At 62.4% G+C, this 18,146-nt stretch carries 15 protein-coding genes; all 15 read left to right on the top strand.

Annotation, left to right across the window (positions count from 1 at the left end; translation table 11 throughout):
• Positions 1–235: 235 nt before the first annotated feature.
• A complete protein-coding gene (locus LHF31_RS07555) occupies positions 236–979 on the top strand; it encodes a PIG-L family deacetylase (protein WP_333657489.1) in 744 nt (247 codons plus the stop codon).
• 82 nt (positions 980–1,061) lie between these two features.
• A complete protein-coding gene (locus LHF31_RS07550) occupies positions 1,062–1,316 on the top strand; it encodes a hypothetical protein (protein WP_298003308.1) in 255 nt (84 codons plus the stop codon).
• Entirely contained in the window at positions 1,313–2,068 is a 756-nt protein-coding gene (locus LHF31_RS07545; RefSeq protein WP_298003312.1) for a DUF6754 domain-containing protein, read from the top strand. The genes LHF31_RS07550 and LHF31_RS07545 overlap by 4 nt, the downstream gene beginning before the upstream one ends.
• Positions 2,065–2,697 carry a hypothetical protein gene (locus LHF31_RS07540; RefSeq protein WP_298003316.1) on the top strand — a complete coding sequence of 211 codons (633 nt, stop codon included), beginning with the start codon at positions 2,065–2,067 and terminating at the stop codon, positions 2,695–2,697. Before LHF31_RS07545 ends, LHF31_RS07540 begins: the two co-directional genes overlap by 4 nt.
• A gap of 3 nt (positions 2,698–2,700) precedes the next feature.
• A complete protein-coding gene (locus tag LHF31_RS07535; RefSeq protein WP_303774026.1) occupies positions 2,701–5,349 on the top strand; it encodes a hypothetical protein in 2,649 nt (882 codons plus the stop codon).
• A gap of 3 nt (positions 5,350–5,352) precedes the next feature.
• Entirely contained in the window at positions 5,353–6,009 is a 657-nt protein-coding gene (locus LHF31_RS07530; RefSeq protein ID WP_303774024.1) for a hypothetical protein, read from the top strand.
• Positions 6,010–6,021: 12 nt separating this feature from the next.
• Complete coding sequence (locus tag LHF31_RS07525) at positions 6,022–7,758, top strand: glutamate mutase L (RefSeq protein WP_303774022.1); 1,737 nt, start codon at positions 6,022–6,024, stop codon at positions 7,756–7,758.
• Between the two features lie 32 nt (positions 7,759–7,790).
• Positions 7,791–8,846, top strand: coding sequence for a hypothetical protein (locus LHF31_RS07520; protein ID WP_298006924.1), 1,056 nt, complete (start codon positions 7,791–7,793; stop codon positions 8,844–8,846).
• A 24-nt stretch (positions 8,847–8,870) separates the two neighbouring features.
• Positions 8,871–9,458 (top strand): hypothetical protein, encoded by a 588-nt coding sequence (locus LHF31_RS07515; RefSeq protein WP_303774020.1) that lies wholly within the window; start codon positions 8,871–8,873, stop codon positions 9,456–9,458.
• Between the two features lie 279 nt (positions 9,459–9,737).
• The gene (locus tag LHF31_RS07510) at positions 9,738–10,478 is read left to right on the top strand and encodes a response regulator (RefSeq protein WP_303774018.1); all 741 of its coding nucleotides are present in this window, start codon (positions 9,738–9,740) and stop codon (positions 10,476–10,478) included.
• Positions 10,475–12,544 (top strand): chemotaxis protein CheA, encoded by a 2,070-nt coding sequence (locus LHF31_RS07505; RefSeq protein WP_303774016.1) that lies wholly within the window; start codon positions 10,475–10,477, stop codon positions 12,542–12,544. The genes LHF31_RS07510 and LHF31_RS07505 overlap by 4 nt, the downstream gene beginning before the upstream one ends.
• Before the next feature lie 4 nt (positions 12,545–12,548).
• Positions 12,549–13,013 carry a chemotaxis protein CheW gene (locus LHF31_RS07500; RefSeq protein ID WP_298006936.1) on the top strand — a complete coding sequence of 155 codons (465 nt, stop codon included), beginning with the start codon at positions 12,549–12,551 and terminating at the stop codon, positions 13,011–13,013.
• A gap of 21 nt (positions 13,014–13,034) precedes the next feature.
• The gene (locus tag LHF31_RS07495) at positions 13,035–14,918 is read left to right on the top strand and encodes a methyl-accepting chemotaxis protein (protein ID WP_298006939.1); all 1,884 of its coding nucleotides are present in this window, start codon (positions 13,035–13,037) and stop codon (positions 14,916–14,918) included.
• Between the two features lie 24 nt (positions 14,919–14,942).
• A complete protein-coding gene (locus tag LHF31_RS07490; RefSeq protein ID WP_298006942.1) occupies positions 14,943–17,270 on the top strand; it encodes a HEAT repeat domain-containing protein in 2,328 nt (775 codons plus the stop codon).
• An 11-nt stretch (positions 17,271–17,281) separates the two neighbouring features.
• The gene (locus tag LHF31_RS07485) at positions 17,282–18,142 is read left to right on the top strand and encodes a protein-glutamate O-methyltransferase CheR (protein WP_303774014.1); all 861 of its coding nucleotides are present in this window, start codon (positions 17,282–17,284) and stop codon (positions 18,140–18,142) included.
• Positions 18,143–18,146 lie beyond the last annotated feature (4 nt).

Here is an 18,146-nt window from a genome sequence, read left to right as displayed (position 1 = left end):
TGAGGCGCAGAGGATGCGAAGAAAGAGGGTGTTTACCGCAAAGGTGCAAAGAGCGCGAAGAAAGAGGGGGGGTACTGCTGAGGCGCGGAGGGCGCAAAGAAGGAGGGTTTTTACCGGAGAGGTGCAAGGAGGACGAGGGGAAAGGGAGTAAATTGGAGACCTTCTGGATTGCCATGCCCGGGCGCCTTGACTGGCGGGATGTTTTTGAGCACAATTCTGAGGAGAATTTTCTGTCCTGCTGGAGGCTGATCTGCACTGGATTTATCTCTCTCCCCATTTTGATGATGTGGTGCTTTCGTGCGGCGGGATGATTGCCGAGCAAGTCCGCCGCGGTGAGCACGTGGAAATCTGGACGGTTTGCGGTGGGTTTCCCGACTCCCGCCGTCCTCTGCCGCCCTTTGCCCGCCAGATGCACGCCGAACTGGGGGTGGGGGCGAATCTGGTCTCTCTGCGCCGGGCTGAGGATCGCGCCGCCTGTGCGCTCATCGGAGCATCCGTGCGCCACGGCGCCCTGCCCGACTGCATCTACCGCTTCCTGCCCGACGGTACGCCGCTGATCCAGCGGGGGGAGGATCTGTGGCTTCCCGTGCACCCCGCCGAGGGGGCGCTGATTCAGCGCCTGCGGCGCAACTGGGCGCGCCGACTGCCGCGCGGGGCAAATCTGGTCGTCCCCCTGTCGTACGGCAATCATGTGGATCACCGCCTGACGCGTGCCGCGGCGGAGGGCTTGCGCCGTCCACTGTGGTACTACGCCGATTTCCCCTATGCGCAGTGGCACAACCTGCCGCTGGAGGCGGGTTTACCCCCCGAACGCATCCTGCGCGTCGAGGTTGGCGGAGAGGCGCTGGCGCGCTGGCAGGATGCCATTGCCGCCTACACCTCGCAGGTGGATCGGCTGTTCGGCAGTGAGGCGGGCATGCGCGAGCAGGTGCTGGCGTTTTACCGCCGCGGCGGCGGGACGTTTTTGTGGCGTTCCTGAGACACCCCTGCCCGAGAGCACACCCTGACCCAAACGGATAAAAAAAATCAACACGGGATTCAACTTGTGCTATACTCTTACTATGCAGGCATATCGCGCGTACTGGCATGCCTGGGCGCAAACCTTGCAACGCTGGGGTTTGAACGAGTTTGTCGCCGCCCTGCTGGAAAGCGCCGCGCCGCTCTCTATTCTTGCGGGGCAGATCATCACCATGAGCCAGCCCCTGCTGGGGGGATGGGTCTCTGCAGAGAAACTGGCGGCGCTGGCGCACCTGTGCGAAGATGATGAAGAGAGGTCTGCCTTTGCTTCATTCTTACGGGAGGAAAACACCGCGTGATCTGGCTTGAATCCATTCTCGGGCTTGGGCTGGTGGTGCTGGCTGGCGCCCTGACCCTGATCCTGTCCCTTCCAGCCCTGCGCAAACGCAAAGTGGTGTTCCGCGCCATTCCCGCGCTTCAACGGGCGCGCCGCGCCCTGGGACTTTCGGTGGAAGATGGCTCGCGCATCCATCTCTCCATCGGCAAAGCCAGCATCTTCAGCCCGACCAATGCCTCGGCGCTGGTGGGGTTGAGCACGCTGGAACGCGTGGCGCAGTTGAGTCTCATCAGCGACCGCCCGCCGGTGGCAACCAGCGGCGAAGGGACGCTGACAGTGCTCAGTCAGGATACCCTGCAGGCGGCGTACCGGATTGCCAACGTCCCGGAGCAGTACGACCCCGAACGCGGACGCCTGACCGGCGCAACCCCCATGTCCTACACAGCAGGCACACTACCGGTCATCCATCAGGAGCGCATCTCCGCCAATCTGTTTGTGGGCAATTTCGGTCCCGAAGCCGGGTTGATGGCGGCGGCATCCGAGCATGAGAACGCCTTCTCGCTGGGAGCGTCGGATGCGCTGGATGCACAGGCGGTGTTTTACGTCACCGCTGAAGAGGCCCTGCTGGGCGAAGAACTGTTTGCCGTCCCGGCATATCTGCAAGCCGGAGCGATTTATCAGACCAGTCTGCGGGTGCAGGACATCCTGCGCTGGGTGGTGGTCGGTCTGATGGTGCTTTCGGCAATCCTTGGGCTGGCAGGAGTGAGTCTATGAGATCTCCGGTGATGACGGCTCTGGCAATTGCGGCGGGGTTGATTGTCCTGCTGGGCTATCTCATTCCGCCGGAATGGACCTCACTGGCGTACATTCAGGCGGTGCGCGCCATCTTCATCGGCTGGGCGGTGGTGCTGGCTGGCATTGCCGCCTGGGTGGGGGTGATTCACCTTTTCCTCACCCATCTGCGCCGGATGACCGCCCGCCGCGACGCTGATCGCTACAGCGTGCTGGTGGTGCTGGCGTTTCTGGTGACTGCCGCCGCCGGGATGATTCTCACCCCCGCCGATCCGCGCTTCCAGCAAGCCGTGCTGGCAATTCAGGTACCGGTGGAAGCCACCCTGCTGGGGTTGCTGGCGGTGACGCTGGTGTTCGCCAGCATGCGCCTGTTTCAGCGCCGCAAGGGGGTAATGGCGGTGGTGTTTGTGATCTCCGCCGTCTTTTTCCTCTTGCTGGGCGCCGGTTTGCTCATGCCCCTGCAGGAAATGCCTCTGCCGGGCGCGCTCATTGGATTTTTCGAGCGCCTGCCGGTTGCGGGCGGACGGGGCATTTTAATTGGCATTGCGCTGGGCAGTCTGATGACCGGACTGCGTATCCTTCTGGGCGCAGACCGCCCGTACAGTGGGTAACCTATGGCTGAGAAAATCTGTCCAACCTGTGGAAAAAGCAATCCGGAAGAGGCGTTCCTCTGTCAGTTTTGCGGTGCCAGTCTGGGTGCGGAAGAAGCCCTGCCCGACTGGTTGAGCGCTTTGCGGACGCCCTCAACGCCCCCCGCGGGAGGAGAAGGCGGAGAGGCGGATTTGCCCGACTGGCTGAAGGACATCCGCTCGCAAAGCGAAGCCGAACGCGGCACGCCGCTGGACTGGTTTGCCTCCGAAGGCGGAGAAGGTCAGGAAGAAACCCCTCTCCCGGACTGGTTGAGCGGCTTGACCGGTGCAGAGACGCCCCCGGAGGGTGAAAAGGAACCCCTGCCGTGGGAACTGCCCGCGGAACCCACCGCCGCCCCGCCGGAAAGTGCCGTGCCTGCTCCCTCTGCGGAGGAGGGCGACTGGCTTTCGGGGCTGCGCGACTGGCAGATCCCTGTAGAGGAGACCCCGGAAATCCCCCCTGAGGCGGGTTTCTCTCTGCCGGAAGCGCCGGAAGAAGAGGTTGCTCCACAGGAAGCCGTCCCCGATGAGATGGCGGCGTTCTTTGCTTCGCTGGAATCTCAGGTTGCGCCCACTGAACCCTCTGCGGAGGAAGAAGTGCTCCCGTGGATGGCGGGCTTTGGTGCAGAGGAAACTGCGCCTGCCGAACAGCCTGCCGGAGAGGAACTGCCGCCGTGGCTTGCCGGAGCGGGCGTGGTTGAAGAGGAAACCTCCCCCGCCGAACAGCCCGCCGGAGAGGAACTGCCGCCGTGGCTTGCCGGGGCGGGCGTGGGTGCAGAAGAAACCGCACCTGCCGAACAGCCCGCCGGAGAAGAACTGCCGCCGTGGCTTGCCGGAGCGGGCGTGGTTGAAGAAGAGACCGCCCCCGCCGAACAGCCCGCCGGAGAGGAACTGCCGCCGTGGCTTGCCGGAGCGGGCGTGGTTGAAGAGGAAACCGTACCTGCCGAACAGCCCGCCGGAGAAGAACTGCCGCCGTGGCTTGCGGGGGCGGGCGTGGTTGAAGAGGAGACCGCCCCCGCCGAACAGCCCGCCGGAGAGGAAATGCTCCCATGGATGGCGGAAACGCCCACCGGGGAAGTCTCTCCCGAAGTGCCCGCTGTGCCCGAATGGGTCTCCGATGAGGGCTTTGAAAAATTCCGTGCCGAACACGAGCAACCCGCTCCCGCGCCGGCAGAGGAAGGAGCATTGCCCGACTGGTTGACAACCTTCGGGCAGATGGAAGAAAAACCCGAAGAAATCTCCGCCGGACCGGTCTCGCCGTTTGTGGATGAGTCCCTGCCCGAGTGGCTCAGCGGGGTCCAGCCGCCACCCGAGCCTGCCGGACCGGTGGTGCCGCCGCTGATCGAGGCGGAGGAACAGCCTGCGCCGGTGGAGGGTGAGGTGCCCTTCCAGGTGGAACTGCCGGAGTGGCTGGGAAGCGCTCCGGAAGAAGGCGTTGAGGGGGCTGAGGAAGCGCCGGTGGTCGAAGAGGAAGCCCCTGCCGAAGCGCTGGCGCCCGCCGAACTGCCTGCCTGGGTGGAAGAGATGCGTCCGCTTGAGGCAGTACTGCCCAGCCAGACGATGGTGGAAGAAGGCGAGCAGGTTCTGGAGGAATCCGGTCCGCTGAAAGGGCTGGTGGGGGTGATTGCGGGGGAGGAAATCGTTTCGCGTTACCGCAAGCCTCCCGCTTACTCGGTGCGCCTGAAGGTTAGCGAGCGTCAGCGCTCCAATGCCGCCCTGCTGGAGAACGTTCTGGCGCTGGAAGCCAAACCGCGCGAGGTGGTTGCCGAAACCTCCCGTGCGCCGCAGGTGATTTTGCGGGTCATTCTGGCGCTTTTGCTGGTGCTGTCTCTGCTGACCATGCTGGCGCCTTCCTTTGCCTTAACGAATGTGAATCCTGCGGCAGTGCCGGGGCTGGAAGCCTTCTATCAGCGGGTGAACAGTTTGCCCGAGAACGCTCCCGTCCTGCTGGCAGTGGAGTATGAGCCTTCGCACACCGCGGAGATGCGCTTTGCCTCCGGCGCGCTGTTGCGCCATCTCATGGATCGCAATGCCCGGTTGTTCATCGTCTCCACAGTGGTGGGTGGACCGGTGCTGGCGGATGCCATGGTGCGTGAGGCGGCGCTTGCCCGTCCGCAGTATGGGGTGAGCGAGCGTACGGTCAACCTGGGGTATCTGGCAGGCGGGACAACCTCCCTGCTGGAGTTTGCGCAGAATCCGCGCCGCGCGGCGCCTTCGGCGCTGGATACGGCATTGACCGGTGTGGGGGCGTGGGATCGTCCCGCGGCGCAGGGGGTGAAGGGCATTCAGGACTTCGTGCTGGTCATCGTGCTGACCGACAGCCCCGAGGTGGGGCGTGCCTGGGTGGAGCAGGTTCAGCCTTTGCTGGGCAGTGTCCCGCTGATGATGATCGCCAGCGCGCAGGCAGAGCCGATGCTGGCGCCTTACCTGGGCTCGGCGCAGGTGCAGGGGCTGGTGAGCGGTCTGCGCGGCGGTGCAGGATACGAACGGCTGATGTCTGCTGGCGGCGAAGCCACCCGTTTCTGGGGGGCTTATCAGAGCGGGGTGCTGATGGCGCTGGTGCTTTTCCTGTTCGGCATCGCTATCTCGGCGCTTTCCGGACGGGGCGGACGTTCTCGCAGGAGAAAGGCGTAGCCTATGATGGAATGGGTCTGGATGATTGCAGGGGTGGTGCTCACCCTGATGGTATTCTCCTACATCTTTGGGGATAACTTCCTTTTCCGCGTGGCAACCTATCTCTTTGTGGGGGTGGCGGCGGGCTATCTCTTTGTGGTGGTGTTTTATCAGGTGTTGATGCCGCGCCTGGTCGAGCCGATTCTTCTCGGGACGATGGGGGAGCGTGTGCTGGCGGTGGTGCCTCTGCTGGGTGCGGCGCTGTTGCTGTTTAAAATTTCGCCGCGTCTGGCGTTTCTGGGCAAAGCCCCCATGGCGTTTCTGGTAGGGGTTGGCGCGGCAGTTGCCATTGGCGGTTCGGTGTTTGGCACGCTGCTGGGGCAGGTGAACGCGGCAGGCGCGCCGTTCCGCAGTGGGAGCGGCATTCTGGAGGGCTTGCTGGCGCTCATCGGTGCTGTGGGGGTGCTGGCGTATTTCCAGTTCTCCACCCCTGCCCGCGCCTCGCTCTCCGGCGAAGTGCCCAAACGTCCTGCCTGGCTGGAAGCACTGGCTTGGGTGGGACAGATCTTCCTGGGCATCACTCTGGGCGCGCTGTTCTCCGGCGTGCTGATTGCTTCCATCACTGCACTCCTCGACCGCGTGCAAGCCATTCTGCTGTTGCTTGCGCGACTCCTCTCCTAGCGAAAGGTGCTCATGTCCTCGGTAATTGATGCGGAATCCTTCCTCGCCATTGATATCGGTTCCACCACCACCCGCGCCCTGCTGTTTGATGTGGTGGATGGCGCCTACCATTTTCTGGCGGCGGGCAGTGCTCCCAGCACCTGGGCGGCGCCGTTTCATGATGTTGGAGAAGGGGTGCACCTTGCCCTGACCCGGTTGCAGGAAATCACCTCACGCCCGATCATGGATGAGGGGAGCCGCCTCATCCTGCCCACCCGCCCGGACGGCTCGGGGGTGGATCGGCTGGCGCTGACGCTCTCGGCGGGCAACGATGTCAGAATGGTGGTCATCGGTCTGCTGGAAGAGGTTTCTCTGGCGAGCGCGCGGCGGCTGGCAACCACCACCTACGGCAAAATTGTGGAGAGTCTGGGGCTGAACGATCATCGCCGTCAGGATGCGCAACTGGACGCTCTGTTGCAAGCCAGCGCCGATTTCTTCATTCTGGCGGGCGGTACGGAAAAGGGCGCCACCCGCTCGGTGAGCAAACTGGTGGAACTGGTGTTGCTGGCGCTCAAAACCATGCGCCCCGAATCGCGTCCCCGCATTCTCTACTGCGGCAACCAGGCGCTCACCAAGAAACTAAAGGAAGTGCTCAGCCGCTACACGGAGGTCTTTGCGGCGCCCAACATCCGCCCGACTTTCGATCAGGAAGACCTGGCGCCTGCGGCGGATGCGCTGGCAAAGATGACCGTCAGTTTGCGCGGACAGCAGTTCGGCGGGTTGAGCGCTCTGGGGCAGTTGACGGCTGGGCCGGTTTTGCCCACTGCCATTGCCACGCTGCGGCTGGTGCGGTTCCTGAGCGAACTGTATGACCCTGCCAAGGGGGTGCTGGGGGTGGAGGTGGGTTCACACGCCACCTATCTGGCGGGCGCAATCGGCGGCAGGGAGCGTTTGAAGGTCTTCCGTCCTCTGGGCAACGGGCTGGGCATGCAGGGCGTGCTGGAGCGCATTTCCCCTGCCGATGTGGCGCGCTGGGTGCCGATGGAGGTGTCTGTTCAGGAAGTGGAAGACTACCTGTGGCAGAAGAGCCTCTACCCTGCCACCATTCCTGCCACCACCACCACGCTGGCAATCGAACAGGGGCTGGTGCGGGAGATTCTGCGCTACGCCGCGCAGGCATTTCAAGAGGATTACCCCGACTGCGCCATGACCTTTGAGCCGATTTTTGCCGGCGGTGCGGCGCTGGCGCAGGCGGGTTCGCCGGTACAGTCTCTGCTCATGCTGCTGGATGGGCTTCAACCCACCGGCGTGAGCACGCTGTTCCTCGACCCCTACGGGCTGATGCCCGCGCTGGGGGCAATTGCCGCCGCCAATCAACTTCTGCCGGTGCAAATTCTGGAAAGCGGCGCCTTCCAGAACCTTGGTGCGGTCATCTGCCCGGTGAGCAATGCAAAGCCCGGTACGGTCATCCTCAAAGCGCGGCTGGTTTACGAGGATGGCAACGAGGTGAAGATGGAGATCAGGCAGGGCTCGCTGGTGCCACTGCCCATCCGTCACGGACAGACGGCGCGCCTGTATCTGGAAGCCATGCGCGGTACCGAAATTGACCCGCGCCGCAAGACGGCGGGGGGCTTCAAAATCGTCGGCGGGCTGTGCGGCGCGGTGATTGACGCCCGCGGCAGACCGCTTTCTCTGCCCGCTGAGCCGAACCGCCGCCGCGAACTGCTGCTGCGCTGGACGCAGGCGCTGGAAACCCGGCGACCGGTATGAACCTTGCAACGGAGAACGGATAAGGACAGTCTATGCTTGCACAGGTAACTCACATTCTCGGCTTGACCAGCATTCGGCGGGTGCGCACCCTGCCGGTGAGCGGGCGGGTGCTGGTTGCCAGCCGTCAAAAGGTCAACGCTTCCGATGTCATCGCCGAAGCACAAATCCCCTCTCAGCATGTGCTGGTGGATGTGCGCCGCGCCCTGCGGTTAAGCAGCGTGGAGCAAGCCCAGCGCGCCATCGTGCGCAATGAGGGCGAGCGCGTCTTCGAGGGCGATGTGATTGCCGAGACCGGCGGGCTGTTCCAGCGCATGGTGCGCGCCCCTGCCGATGGTCAGGTGGTGATGATTGCCGGCGGGCGGGTGATTCTGGAGGTGCAGAGCCAGCCCGTCCAGATCGTCGCCGGAGTGCCGGGCTACGTCACCGAGGTCATTCAGGAACGCGGGGCGGTCATTGAAGGGCAGGGGGCGTTGATTCAGGGCGCCTGGGGCAACGACCGCGTTGCCGAGGGGATGCTGGTCAACCTGCTCAACGCACCGGACGAGGAAATGACCCGCCAGAAGATGGATGTGAGTCTGCGGGGGGCGGTGGTGGTTGGTGGAATGTGCACCGACGCCGAAGTTCTGCGCATGGGCGAGGAACTGCCTCTGCGCGGGCTGATTCTTTCCAGCATGAGCGCCAGTCTGGTGCCGGTGGCGCGCAGTGTCAGTTACCCCATTCTGCTCACCGAGGGGTTTGGGCGTATTCCCATGAACGAAGCGGCGTATGCGCTCATCAGCACCAACGATAAGCGCGATGTTGCCCTGTACACCCCCTTCCGTCCGCTGGCGGGAGAGCGCCCCGAACTCATCATCCCCCTGCCGGCGGTGGGCGAACCCGCGGCAGACTTTGCCTACTTTAAACCGGATCAAAAGGTGCGCATTTCAGGAGCGCCGTACCCCTCTCATGTGGGGGTGCTGGTGCGCCTGTTGCCGGGGCTGACCGTTCTGCCCAACGGGGTGCGGGCGCAGGCGGCAGAAGTGCGCCTGAGCAAAGACACCCTGGTGGTGGTGCCCCTTGCGAATCTGGAAGTGATACAATCGGTATAATCCACGAAGAAGGAGAACGCGCAGATGTCCGACCAGAACCCATTTGAGGACCTCGATTTTGGAGAGGAAACCCCATCCGAGCCACAGCCGCAGGAAGAAAAGCCCGGCAATCGCAACTTCATGATTGCTCTTGGCATTATCGGCGGGATTTTCTTGCTGGCTCTGATTCTCCTGGCTGTGATGGTGTTCTTTGTTTTGCCCCAGCGCAATGCTGCCCTGCGGGAACAACAGCAGGCACTGCTGGCGGCAAACACCGCCACGGCATTTGCCGCCACCGAGAACGCTCAGCAGGCGCTGTTACTGCTGACCCCCTCGGCGACGCCCATCCCCTCGCCGACACCGGTGCCGCCTACCAACACGCCGGTGATCGTCCAGCCGCCCACTGCCACCCCCACGCTGACGCCCACCTCGGTGTCGGACGCGCAGAAAGCCACCCTGGCGGCTCAGCAGACGCAACTGGCGCAAGGCAAGTTCACTGCCACGGTCCTGCCCACCTCAACTGCCCTGCCCACCACCGGTTTTGCCGACGAGGTGGGCTTGCCCGGGATGATTGGCATGGGCGTGGCGCTGGTGGTAATCATCCTGGTAGCGCGGCGACTGCGCTCTTCGTAGGGCTTTTGACTCCTCTTTTCGGCTGAAGACCGGCGGGGCATCCCCTGCCGGGGGCGGTCGGTCGGCGCTTCCCGTTGACGGGATCACCGGAACCCGGCGATGACGGTTCAGTGCATGGAAACAGGTCCTGCACAACCGCCATCGCCGGTTGTTTTTTTGTCCTGCCTGCTCTGCGAACCTCTGGCGGGAAGTTGGATGGGATAGGGGATGACCGGCTCACTGTGGGCATCAGGAAATTCCTGATTGACGGCATCGGCTGTGGAGCACTATCTTAAAAACATGAGTGCTCATCGAATTCTTCTCGTGGACGACAGTCCACAGTTTCTGCAAAGCGCTTCCAGCCTGCTGCAGAGTATCCCGGGACTGGAACTGGTGGGTACCGCCCAGACCATGACGGAAGCGGTCGAGCAGGCAGAACGCCTCTCCCCCGATTTGATTCTGATGGATCTGATTCTCCCTGACGGCAACGGCATCGAAGCCGCGCGCCAGATTCGCGCCAGAGGGTTACCCGCGCAAATCGTCATCCTCTCCATTTACGACATGTACGACTACCGCGAAGCCGCTGAAACGGTGGGCGTGCTCGATTTCATCCCCAAGCAGGATCTGAGCGAGGAACTCATCCGTTCGTGGCTGAGCCGTTCGCCCAGGGAGAATGTGCGGCGGCGGATACTGGTGGTGGACGACTCGCCAACCATCCGCCGCATGATCATCACCGCGCTCAAACCGCTGGAGGCTGATTTCGAGGAGGCGGGCAACGGGCTGGAGGCGCTGGAAAAGATGACCCTGATGTCCTTCGACCTGGTGACGCTGGATATCAACATGCCCGATATGCACGGCATGGAAGTGCTGCAGTTCATCCGTCAGGTGGATCGGTTGAGGAATCTGCCCGTCATCATCCTCACGACTCGCGGGGATGAAGAAAGTTTGCAGGAAGCCATGCATCTGGGCGCCAGCCGCTACCTGACCAAGCCGTTTTCTCCGTCGGTGCTGCTGCACACCGTAGAGGAGTTGTGGAAATGATTCCGCCCGATGTGCCATTTTCTGATCTGGAAGGGTTTTTTGAAGAGGCGGATGAACATCTGCAGAGCATTACCCGCCTGTTGCTGGAGTTTGAACAGCGTTACAGCGGTTCCGGGAAAGACCGCCCGCTGACTGCGCTGGAAAAAGCCCGGCAGGCGGAGGAAATCAATGCCCTGTTCCGCTCGTTTCACACTCTCAAGGGACTGTGCGGGATGGTGGGCTTGAGCGCGGGGGCGGAACTCAGCCATGCCATGGAGAGCATCCTGCGCGAGGTGCGCGATCAGCACCTGGAATTTTCTGCCGAACTCATCGGTGCGCTGATTGAGGGCGTCAAGCGCCTGACGGTGGTGATTGTCGCCCTGCGCAACCCTGCCGCACCGCCGCCGCCCGTTGAAGACATTCTGCTGCGTTTGCAGGCATACCGCCCTGAGAAGCCAGCCTCGAAGAAATCCCGTGCCGGGAAGGAAAGCCCTTCTGTTTCTGCACTGCAGGGCGGGGCTGTGACAGACAACCTGCTCTCCAGCCTCAACGATCTGGAAAAAGCCCTGCTGGAAGAGATGAAACAGGCTGGTATGCAGATTGGCGTGGTGGTGTACGACCCCACCCGTCAGCCGGGCGAGAAATCGCGGGTCAATCAGATTCGCGCCTTTCTGGAAGCGCAGGGGAAAATCATCAAAGCCCAGCCGATCATCGAAAATCAGGTGGTGCGCTTTGCCTTTCTGTATGCGGGCAGGGCGCGCCCTGAAGCCCCCGACCTGCCGCCGCTGGACTGGATTCCTCTGCAGGAGCCCGGGCGGGTTTCTCCCGTAGAGCCTGCCGCGCCTGAACCGGCTCCAGAGGCAATCGCCGCGCCGGTTGCCCCACCCGCGGTGATTTCCACCGTTTCCATCCGCGTGGAACTGGCGAGGATGGATGCCTTGATGCAGACGGTGGGCGATCTGGTGATTACCCGCTCGCGTCTGGAGGAAATTTTGCCCGAACTGCGCGGCGCGCCGCCCGCCGTGCTTGACCGTCTGGAGCAGATCATCCTCCGCATGGGCAGGCAGGTGCGCAATCTGCGCCAGACGGTGGTGCGCATGCGTCTGGTGCCGCTTTCGGAGGTCTTCTCGCGCATGCCCCTTGCCGTGCGCGACCTTGCCCAGCAGTCGGGCAAGGAGGTGCAGATGATACTGGAGGGCGCCGAGACGGAGATTGACAAGTCGCTGGTGGAGCGCCTGCTTGACCCGCTGTTGCATCTGGTGCGCAATGCCATCAGCCACGGGATTGAAGCCCCGCAGGAACGGGTGCAGGCGGGAAAGCCCCCGCAGGGCACCATCTGGGTGCGGGGACGTCCCGAGGGCGACCGTGTGATTATTGAAGTCAGCGATGACGGGCGCGGGGTGGATGTGCAGAAGGTGACGGAAAAAGCCCGCGCGCTGGGCTGGCTGAAGGAAGACCGCCCTCTGAACATGAACGAGGTGCTGGAGGTGCTGTGCCGCCCCGGCTTTTCGACCCGTGAAGATGCCGATATGGGCGCCGGGCGCGGGGTGGGCATGAACGTGGTCATGGAAACCATCCGCCATCTGGGCGGGCAGATGAGTCTGACCAGTGAGTGGGGCAAGGGTACCACCTTTTCTCTGCGCCTGCCGCTCACCCTCACCATTCTGGATGCCCTGATTGCGGAGAGCGGCGGCGAACGCTACGCCATTCCCCGCGCGCTTGTGCGCGAGGTCATCGAGGTCAACCCTGCCGAGACCACGCGCTTCATGAACAGCACCCTGTTGACCCTGCGCGGTAAGGCGGTGCCGCTGTTTGCCCTGCACGACTTCTTCCACACCACCCCCAAGCCCACCCGCATCATCCCCGGGATTGTGCTGGGCGATGAAGACCATCCCGTGTGCGTCATGGTGGATCGCGTGGTGGGCATCCGTGAAGCGGTGATGCACCCCCTGTCAGACCCGCTGGTGCGCACGGCGGGCGTCAAGGGCGCTACCGAGATGGGCGATGGCAGTGTGATTCTCATTGTGGATCCCGAAGACATCATCTACAACGTTGCCCGACCGCGTGAGAACCCTCAGGAGGAGTAAATCTATGCCCAAACTGGAACCCTACATCCTGTTTACCGTTGCCGATACCACCTACGGCGTGCTGTCCGATCACATCCAGCAGATGGAGATGATTGAACAGATTACCCGCGTGCCCAATGTGCCCGCCTTTGTGGATGGCATTGTGTACCTGCGCGGCAAAGTCCTGCCGGTGGTGAACCTGCGCGTCCGTTTTGGGCTGGAGCGCATTCCCTACGACCTGCAAGCCCGCCTGATTGTGGTGCAGATGGGCGATCGGCTGGTGGGTATGGCAGTGGACTCGGCACGGGAATTTGTCCGCCTGGACAGTGAGCAGATTCAACCGCCTCCGCCCGCCCTGCAGGCGGAGGGCAACCGTTTTGTGGCGGGGGTGATTCCCCATCAGGGACGCCTCGTGTTGATTCTCAATCTGGAGGAAATCCTCTCGCCCGATGAAAAAGCCCGCTTAACTCAGACACCAACCACACCCTGAAAGAATTGGAGGAGAAACCCCATGACTGCACTACCCGTAAATGACGTGAGTTTTGAAGCCGTTTTAAGCACCGCCAATGAAATTTCGGCTTCGCTGAAGGAAACCGTTACGCAGACCGAAGCCATTGCCTCATCGGCGCAGCAGTTAAGCGCAAGCATTGAGGAAACCACCGCCTCCATTCAGCAGGTAGGCGGGATGACAAACAATCTGGCAACCGCCACGATGGAAACCGCCGCCTCGGTGGAGGAAATCTCGCGGGTGAGCCGCAATCTGGCGGATATTGCCTCCGAACTGGCGACCTCGTCGAACCAGAGCGCCGCGTCCATCACGCAGATTTCGGGCAACCTGAGGAGCATTTCCGGCGATACCGACAATCTGGCGTCCAGCGTGAACGAAACTGCCGCCAGTCTGGAAGAGATGAGCAAATCCATCCAGAGCGTGGCGCAGAACGCGCAGGATCTGGCGGCATCCAGTGAGCAGACGTTTGCCTCGATTAACGAGATGGCGGCGTCCATTGAAGAGGTGACTGCCACCATGGGCAAGGTGGCGGGTTCGGTGGACGAGATTTCCACGTCCATCAATGAGATGGCGGCGTCCATTAATCAGGTGGCGGGCAATGCTGAGCAAATTAACACCGCTTCCACGCAGGCGGCGGCTGCCGTTCAGCAACTGGATCGTTCGGTGCGTTCCACGGCTTCGCTGGCAAAGCAGGTGTCCGAAATCATTACCCGCGCCAGCCGCGATGCCGAGGTGGGTGCGGCTTCGGTGCAGAAGTCCATTACCAGCATGGGCAAGGTGCGCGAGAGCACCCAGAACGCCACCAATGTGATTAAAAATCTGGGCAAGCGCGCCGAGGAAATCGGCAGTATCGTGGACACGATCAGTTTGATTGCCGAACGCACCAACCTGCTTTCGCTGAACGCTTCTATCGAAGCCGCCCGCGCGGGTGAGGCGGGACGCGGCTTTGCCGTGGTGGCGGAGGAAATCCGCAATCTGGCGGATCGTTCCGCCAAAGCCACCGCCGAGATTGCCGCCATCATCCGCGCCCTGCAGTCGGCGGCACAGGAAGCGGTGAGCATTACCGGCGAGAATCTGCGGGTGACCGATGAGAGCGCCAGTCTCGCCGAGGAAGCCGCCCGCGGACTGCGGCAGATTCTGGACGCCTTCAGCGAGACCCATTCGTACATGGAGCAGGTGAACCGCGCCACCGAAGAACAGGTGAGCGCCAGCGCCAATGCCCTTAACGAGGTCAATACGGTTAATGTACAGGTGCGCCAGATTGCCCAGGCAACCGCCGAGCAAAACAAGGTCGCCCAGACCATTGTGCTGGCGGTGAATAACGTCAAGAAAGCCAGCGATCAGGTGGTGCAGGCGATGAACGAGCAGTCCACGGCGGCGCGCGAGATTGTGCGCGCCACGCAGGAAATTTCCCGCCTGACGGGGCTGGTCTCGCGTTCGATGAGCGAGCAAGCCCACGGCACCGATCAACTGGTTGCGGCGGTAGAATCCATCCGCAAGGGAGCGCAGTCCACCGCCCGCGCCCTGCAGGAGATCAACCTGGGCATGGATTTGCTCACCAAAGAGTCCAACCGTGTCAATCAACTGGTGGGACAGATAACCAAAGCCTCGTCCGAGCAGGCGGCGGCGACCACGCAGATTGCCGCGGCGATGGAAAACATCCGCGTGAACACGGATCAGATCAACCGAGCCATGGGAGAGCAAGCCCAGGCGGCGCAGGAAATCAGCACGGCTACCCGCGACATCAGCCGCCAGATCAGCATGATTGCCCGCCTGAACAAGGAGCAAACCGACTCGGCGAATTATCTGGTCAACGCGCTGTACAAACTGGAGAGCCGTTTGAACCCGCCCGCCGCGCGATCGACGCGCCGCACCACCAGAGAATAATCTCAAGAGGCTGAACAGGTGTCTATGGATTCGCTTTCGCTGGAAGGTCTGTTTTCCTCAAACTGGCAGGAACGCCGCAGAGCGGTGGAAGCCCTGATTGCGGCACAGGATGAAGCCCTCATCCCGCACCTGCTGGAGGTTATCCGCCAGCAGCACCGCGACATCAACGCGCTTAACGCCGCTCTGCAAATCCTGACGGAGATGAAGTACGACGTCCTGCCTGGCATCATTTCCCTGTGCGCCGACCCCAGTCCCGAGGTGCGTACCTATGCCGTGCAGGTGCTGGGTTCCCTGCAGGATGAGCGCGCCATTTCGGCGCTCATTCAGGCGCTGGACGATTCTGACCCCAACGTGCAGTTCAACGCCATTGTGGCGCTGGGTCAATTGCGGGCGCTGGAAGCCATTCAGCCGCTGACCCGCCTTGCCCGAAGCGGCAACTTTTACCTGGCGTATCCCGCCGTGGAAGCCCTGATTCAAATGAACACCCCGCTCATCCTGCCCTCCCTGCTGGATTTGCTGGAGATTCCCGAACTGGCGCCCGCCGCCGTCAATGCTCTGGGCGAACTGGGCAATACCACCGCCATTCTGCCCATCCTGGACTGGATGAAAAGCCCTCACGGCGACTGGATGATCGCTCTGCCTGCGCTGGTGAATCTGGCGGAATGCTGTGGCGAACGGTACGGGCATCAAAAAGCGGTGCAGGATTTCATCATCGCTCACCTGGGCGACCTGTTTCCCGAAAAAATCTTCCCCTTTCTTCAACAGGTGGCTGAGAGGCGCTTGCCTCAGCGCGCCACCCCCACCTACCGCGCTCTGGTGACGGTGACGGGCTGGTGGCTGGCTTCGACGGTGGCGCCCGGCACGCAGGATGCCCTGCGGGAGGATGTCATGCGGGCGCTGGCACTGCTTCTGGAAACCCCTGTGCTTCGCGAGACCGCCATCGAAGCCCTGCGCATGGGCGGGAAGCCTGCCGCGCCGTATCTGATCACCACCCTGCAACACCCTGACCCGGAAGTGTGCATTCTGGGATTGCGCGCCCTCGGGCAGGCGGCGGGCAGGCAAGCCGTTCCCGCACTGGTGGCTCTGCTGGATGAGGAAGACGACCGCATTGTCTCGCTGGCGGCGGCAGTGCTGGCAAAGATTGGCGATTTGAGCGCCTTTTTACCCCTGACTCAGCATCTGGGGCACCCTTCCCCGGTGGTGCGTCAGAATATCATTGCCGCGCTCAACTCGCTGGGACACCCCGAACACACCCGCCTGATTCTGCCCCTGCTGGACAGCGAAGATCACTGGACGCGTGAGGCGGCAGTGCGCACGCTGGGTTACTTCGGCGACCCTGAAGCGCTGGATGCCCTGCTTGCCCGCTTTGAGGGCGAGACCGAGGTGGTTCAGCGCGCCATTGTGGAGAGTTTGCCGTACTTTGAGGATGAGCGCGTCACGGGTCTTCTGCTGGAGTGCGCGCGTTCGCCGCGTTTTCATCTGCGGCAGTCTGCCCTGCGGGCGCTGGCGCATGCTCCCGAGCCGCTGGCGCTTTCCATTCTGCGGGAGGAGGTTCATCATCCCGATGCGCGCATCCGACTGGCGGCGTGCCGTTCGCTTGCTGCTCTGCGATCGCCGCTTGCCTTCGAGGATTTCATGGCGTTGAGCCGTGACGAGCATCCCGCCGTGCGCGCCTTTGCGGTGGAAGCGCTGGGGATGTATGCCAGCCGTCCACTGACGGCAGTGCTGCGCCCGTGCCTTGAGGATTTTGAGCCCGATGTGACCCTGCGGGCGGTGCGGGTGCTGGGCGAGCAGGGCGACCCTGAGGCAGTGCCTTTGCTGATTCAGGCGAGCAGGTCGCCGCACTCCGAAATCCGCCGTGAAGCCATTCAGGCGCTGGGACATTTTTCCAGCGAGGAAGTCATTGACCGCCTGAGCGAACTGGCAAAGAACCGCGAAACCCGTGAGGATGCCCTGCAGGCGCTTGCCGCAACCGGCAGTGAACGCGCCGCGCTGGTGTTGATGGATTTCCTCACCCCCTTTGAGACCCGCGAGAGTGCCATCCGCGCGCTGGCAGGCATGGGCGATGGCATTCTGCCTCTGCTGGAGCGCCACCTGTACTCGCCGGTTTTGCCGCTGGCGGTGCGTCTGGCAATTGTGGAGGTCTGTCACCGCATGCATACGTCCGCTGCCATCGAGACGCTCATTCGCCTGATTCAGCACCCGCACACCGAGGTGCGTCTTGCCAGCATGCTGGCGCTTCTGGATCTGGGCAGTGAACGGGCGGCGCCGGTGCTGCGCCAGATGGCGCGCGCCGAACCCAATCCTGCCCTGCGAATGTTAATCAATCGCTTTCTGCAACCCTCGCTTTAATGGAGGATGGCATGCTGCGACCGCTGGGTGAAACCATCACGCTGCCTGAGGATCTGTTTGCTCTGCTGAGCGAGTTGATTCGTCAGCGGCTGGGGCTGGAGTACACCCCGGAAAAGCGCACCATCCTGCAGGATCGCCTGTACCCTCTTCTGGTGGAGGAGGGCATGGATTCTTTTTTCGACCTGTACTACCTGCTCAAGTACAATTCGGGCAATGAGGAGTTGTGGAAGCGGGTGCAGAGCGCGCTGGCGGTGCGGGAAACCTACTTCTGGCGCGAGGTGGATCAAATCCTTGCGGCGGCAAACCACCTGATTCCCGCCCTGCAGGCGCAGTCGCCGGGTCGGGTGGTGCGGGTGTGGCATGCCGCCTGTGCCTCCGGCGAGGAGCCGTACTCGCTTGCCATGGCAGTGCGTGAGAACGGCGCCGTGGACTGGGATCGGATTGAGATTATCGGCACCGATTTTGATGAGACCTCGCTGAACGTGGCGCGGCGGGGTGTGTACGGCATGCGTTCGTTCCGGGTTTTGCCCCCCCATTTACGGGAAAAGTACTTTACAGAAGTGCAAAGCCAGCATTTTCAGATTCACGAAGATTTTCTTAAAAAGGTACAATTCAGGTACCTGAATTTGATGGACGAAGCGGGAATGCAGAGCATGCAGGGATTCGACCTCATCTTTTGCCGCAACGTCTTCATTTACTTTGATGTTCCCTCCATCACCCGCACGGCGCAATGCTTTTATCAGGCTCTGCATAACCCGGGGTATCTTTTTTTAGGCGCGGCGGAAAGTTTACTGCGCATTTCCACCCGCTTCGAACTGCGTGAACTGCACCGCGCTTTCGTATACGTCAAACAGGAAAAAGGGGACGCATAGAAAG

It is taken from the genome of Anaerolinea thermophila (genome assembly GCF_020723905.1).
GTDB classification, from domain to species: Bacteria; Chloroflexota; Anaerolineae; order Anaerolineales; family Anaerolineaceae; genus Anaerolinea; species Anaerolinea thermophila_A.
This window is presented reverse-complemented; position numbering and strand designations above follow the sequence as displayed.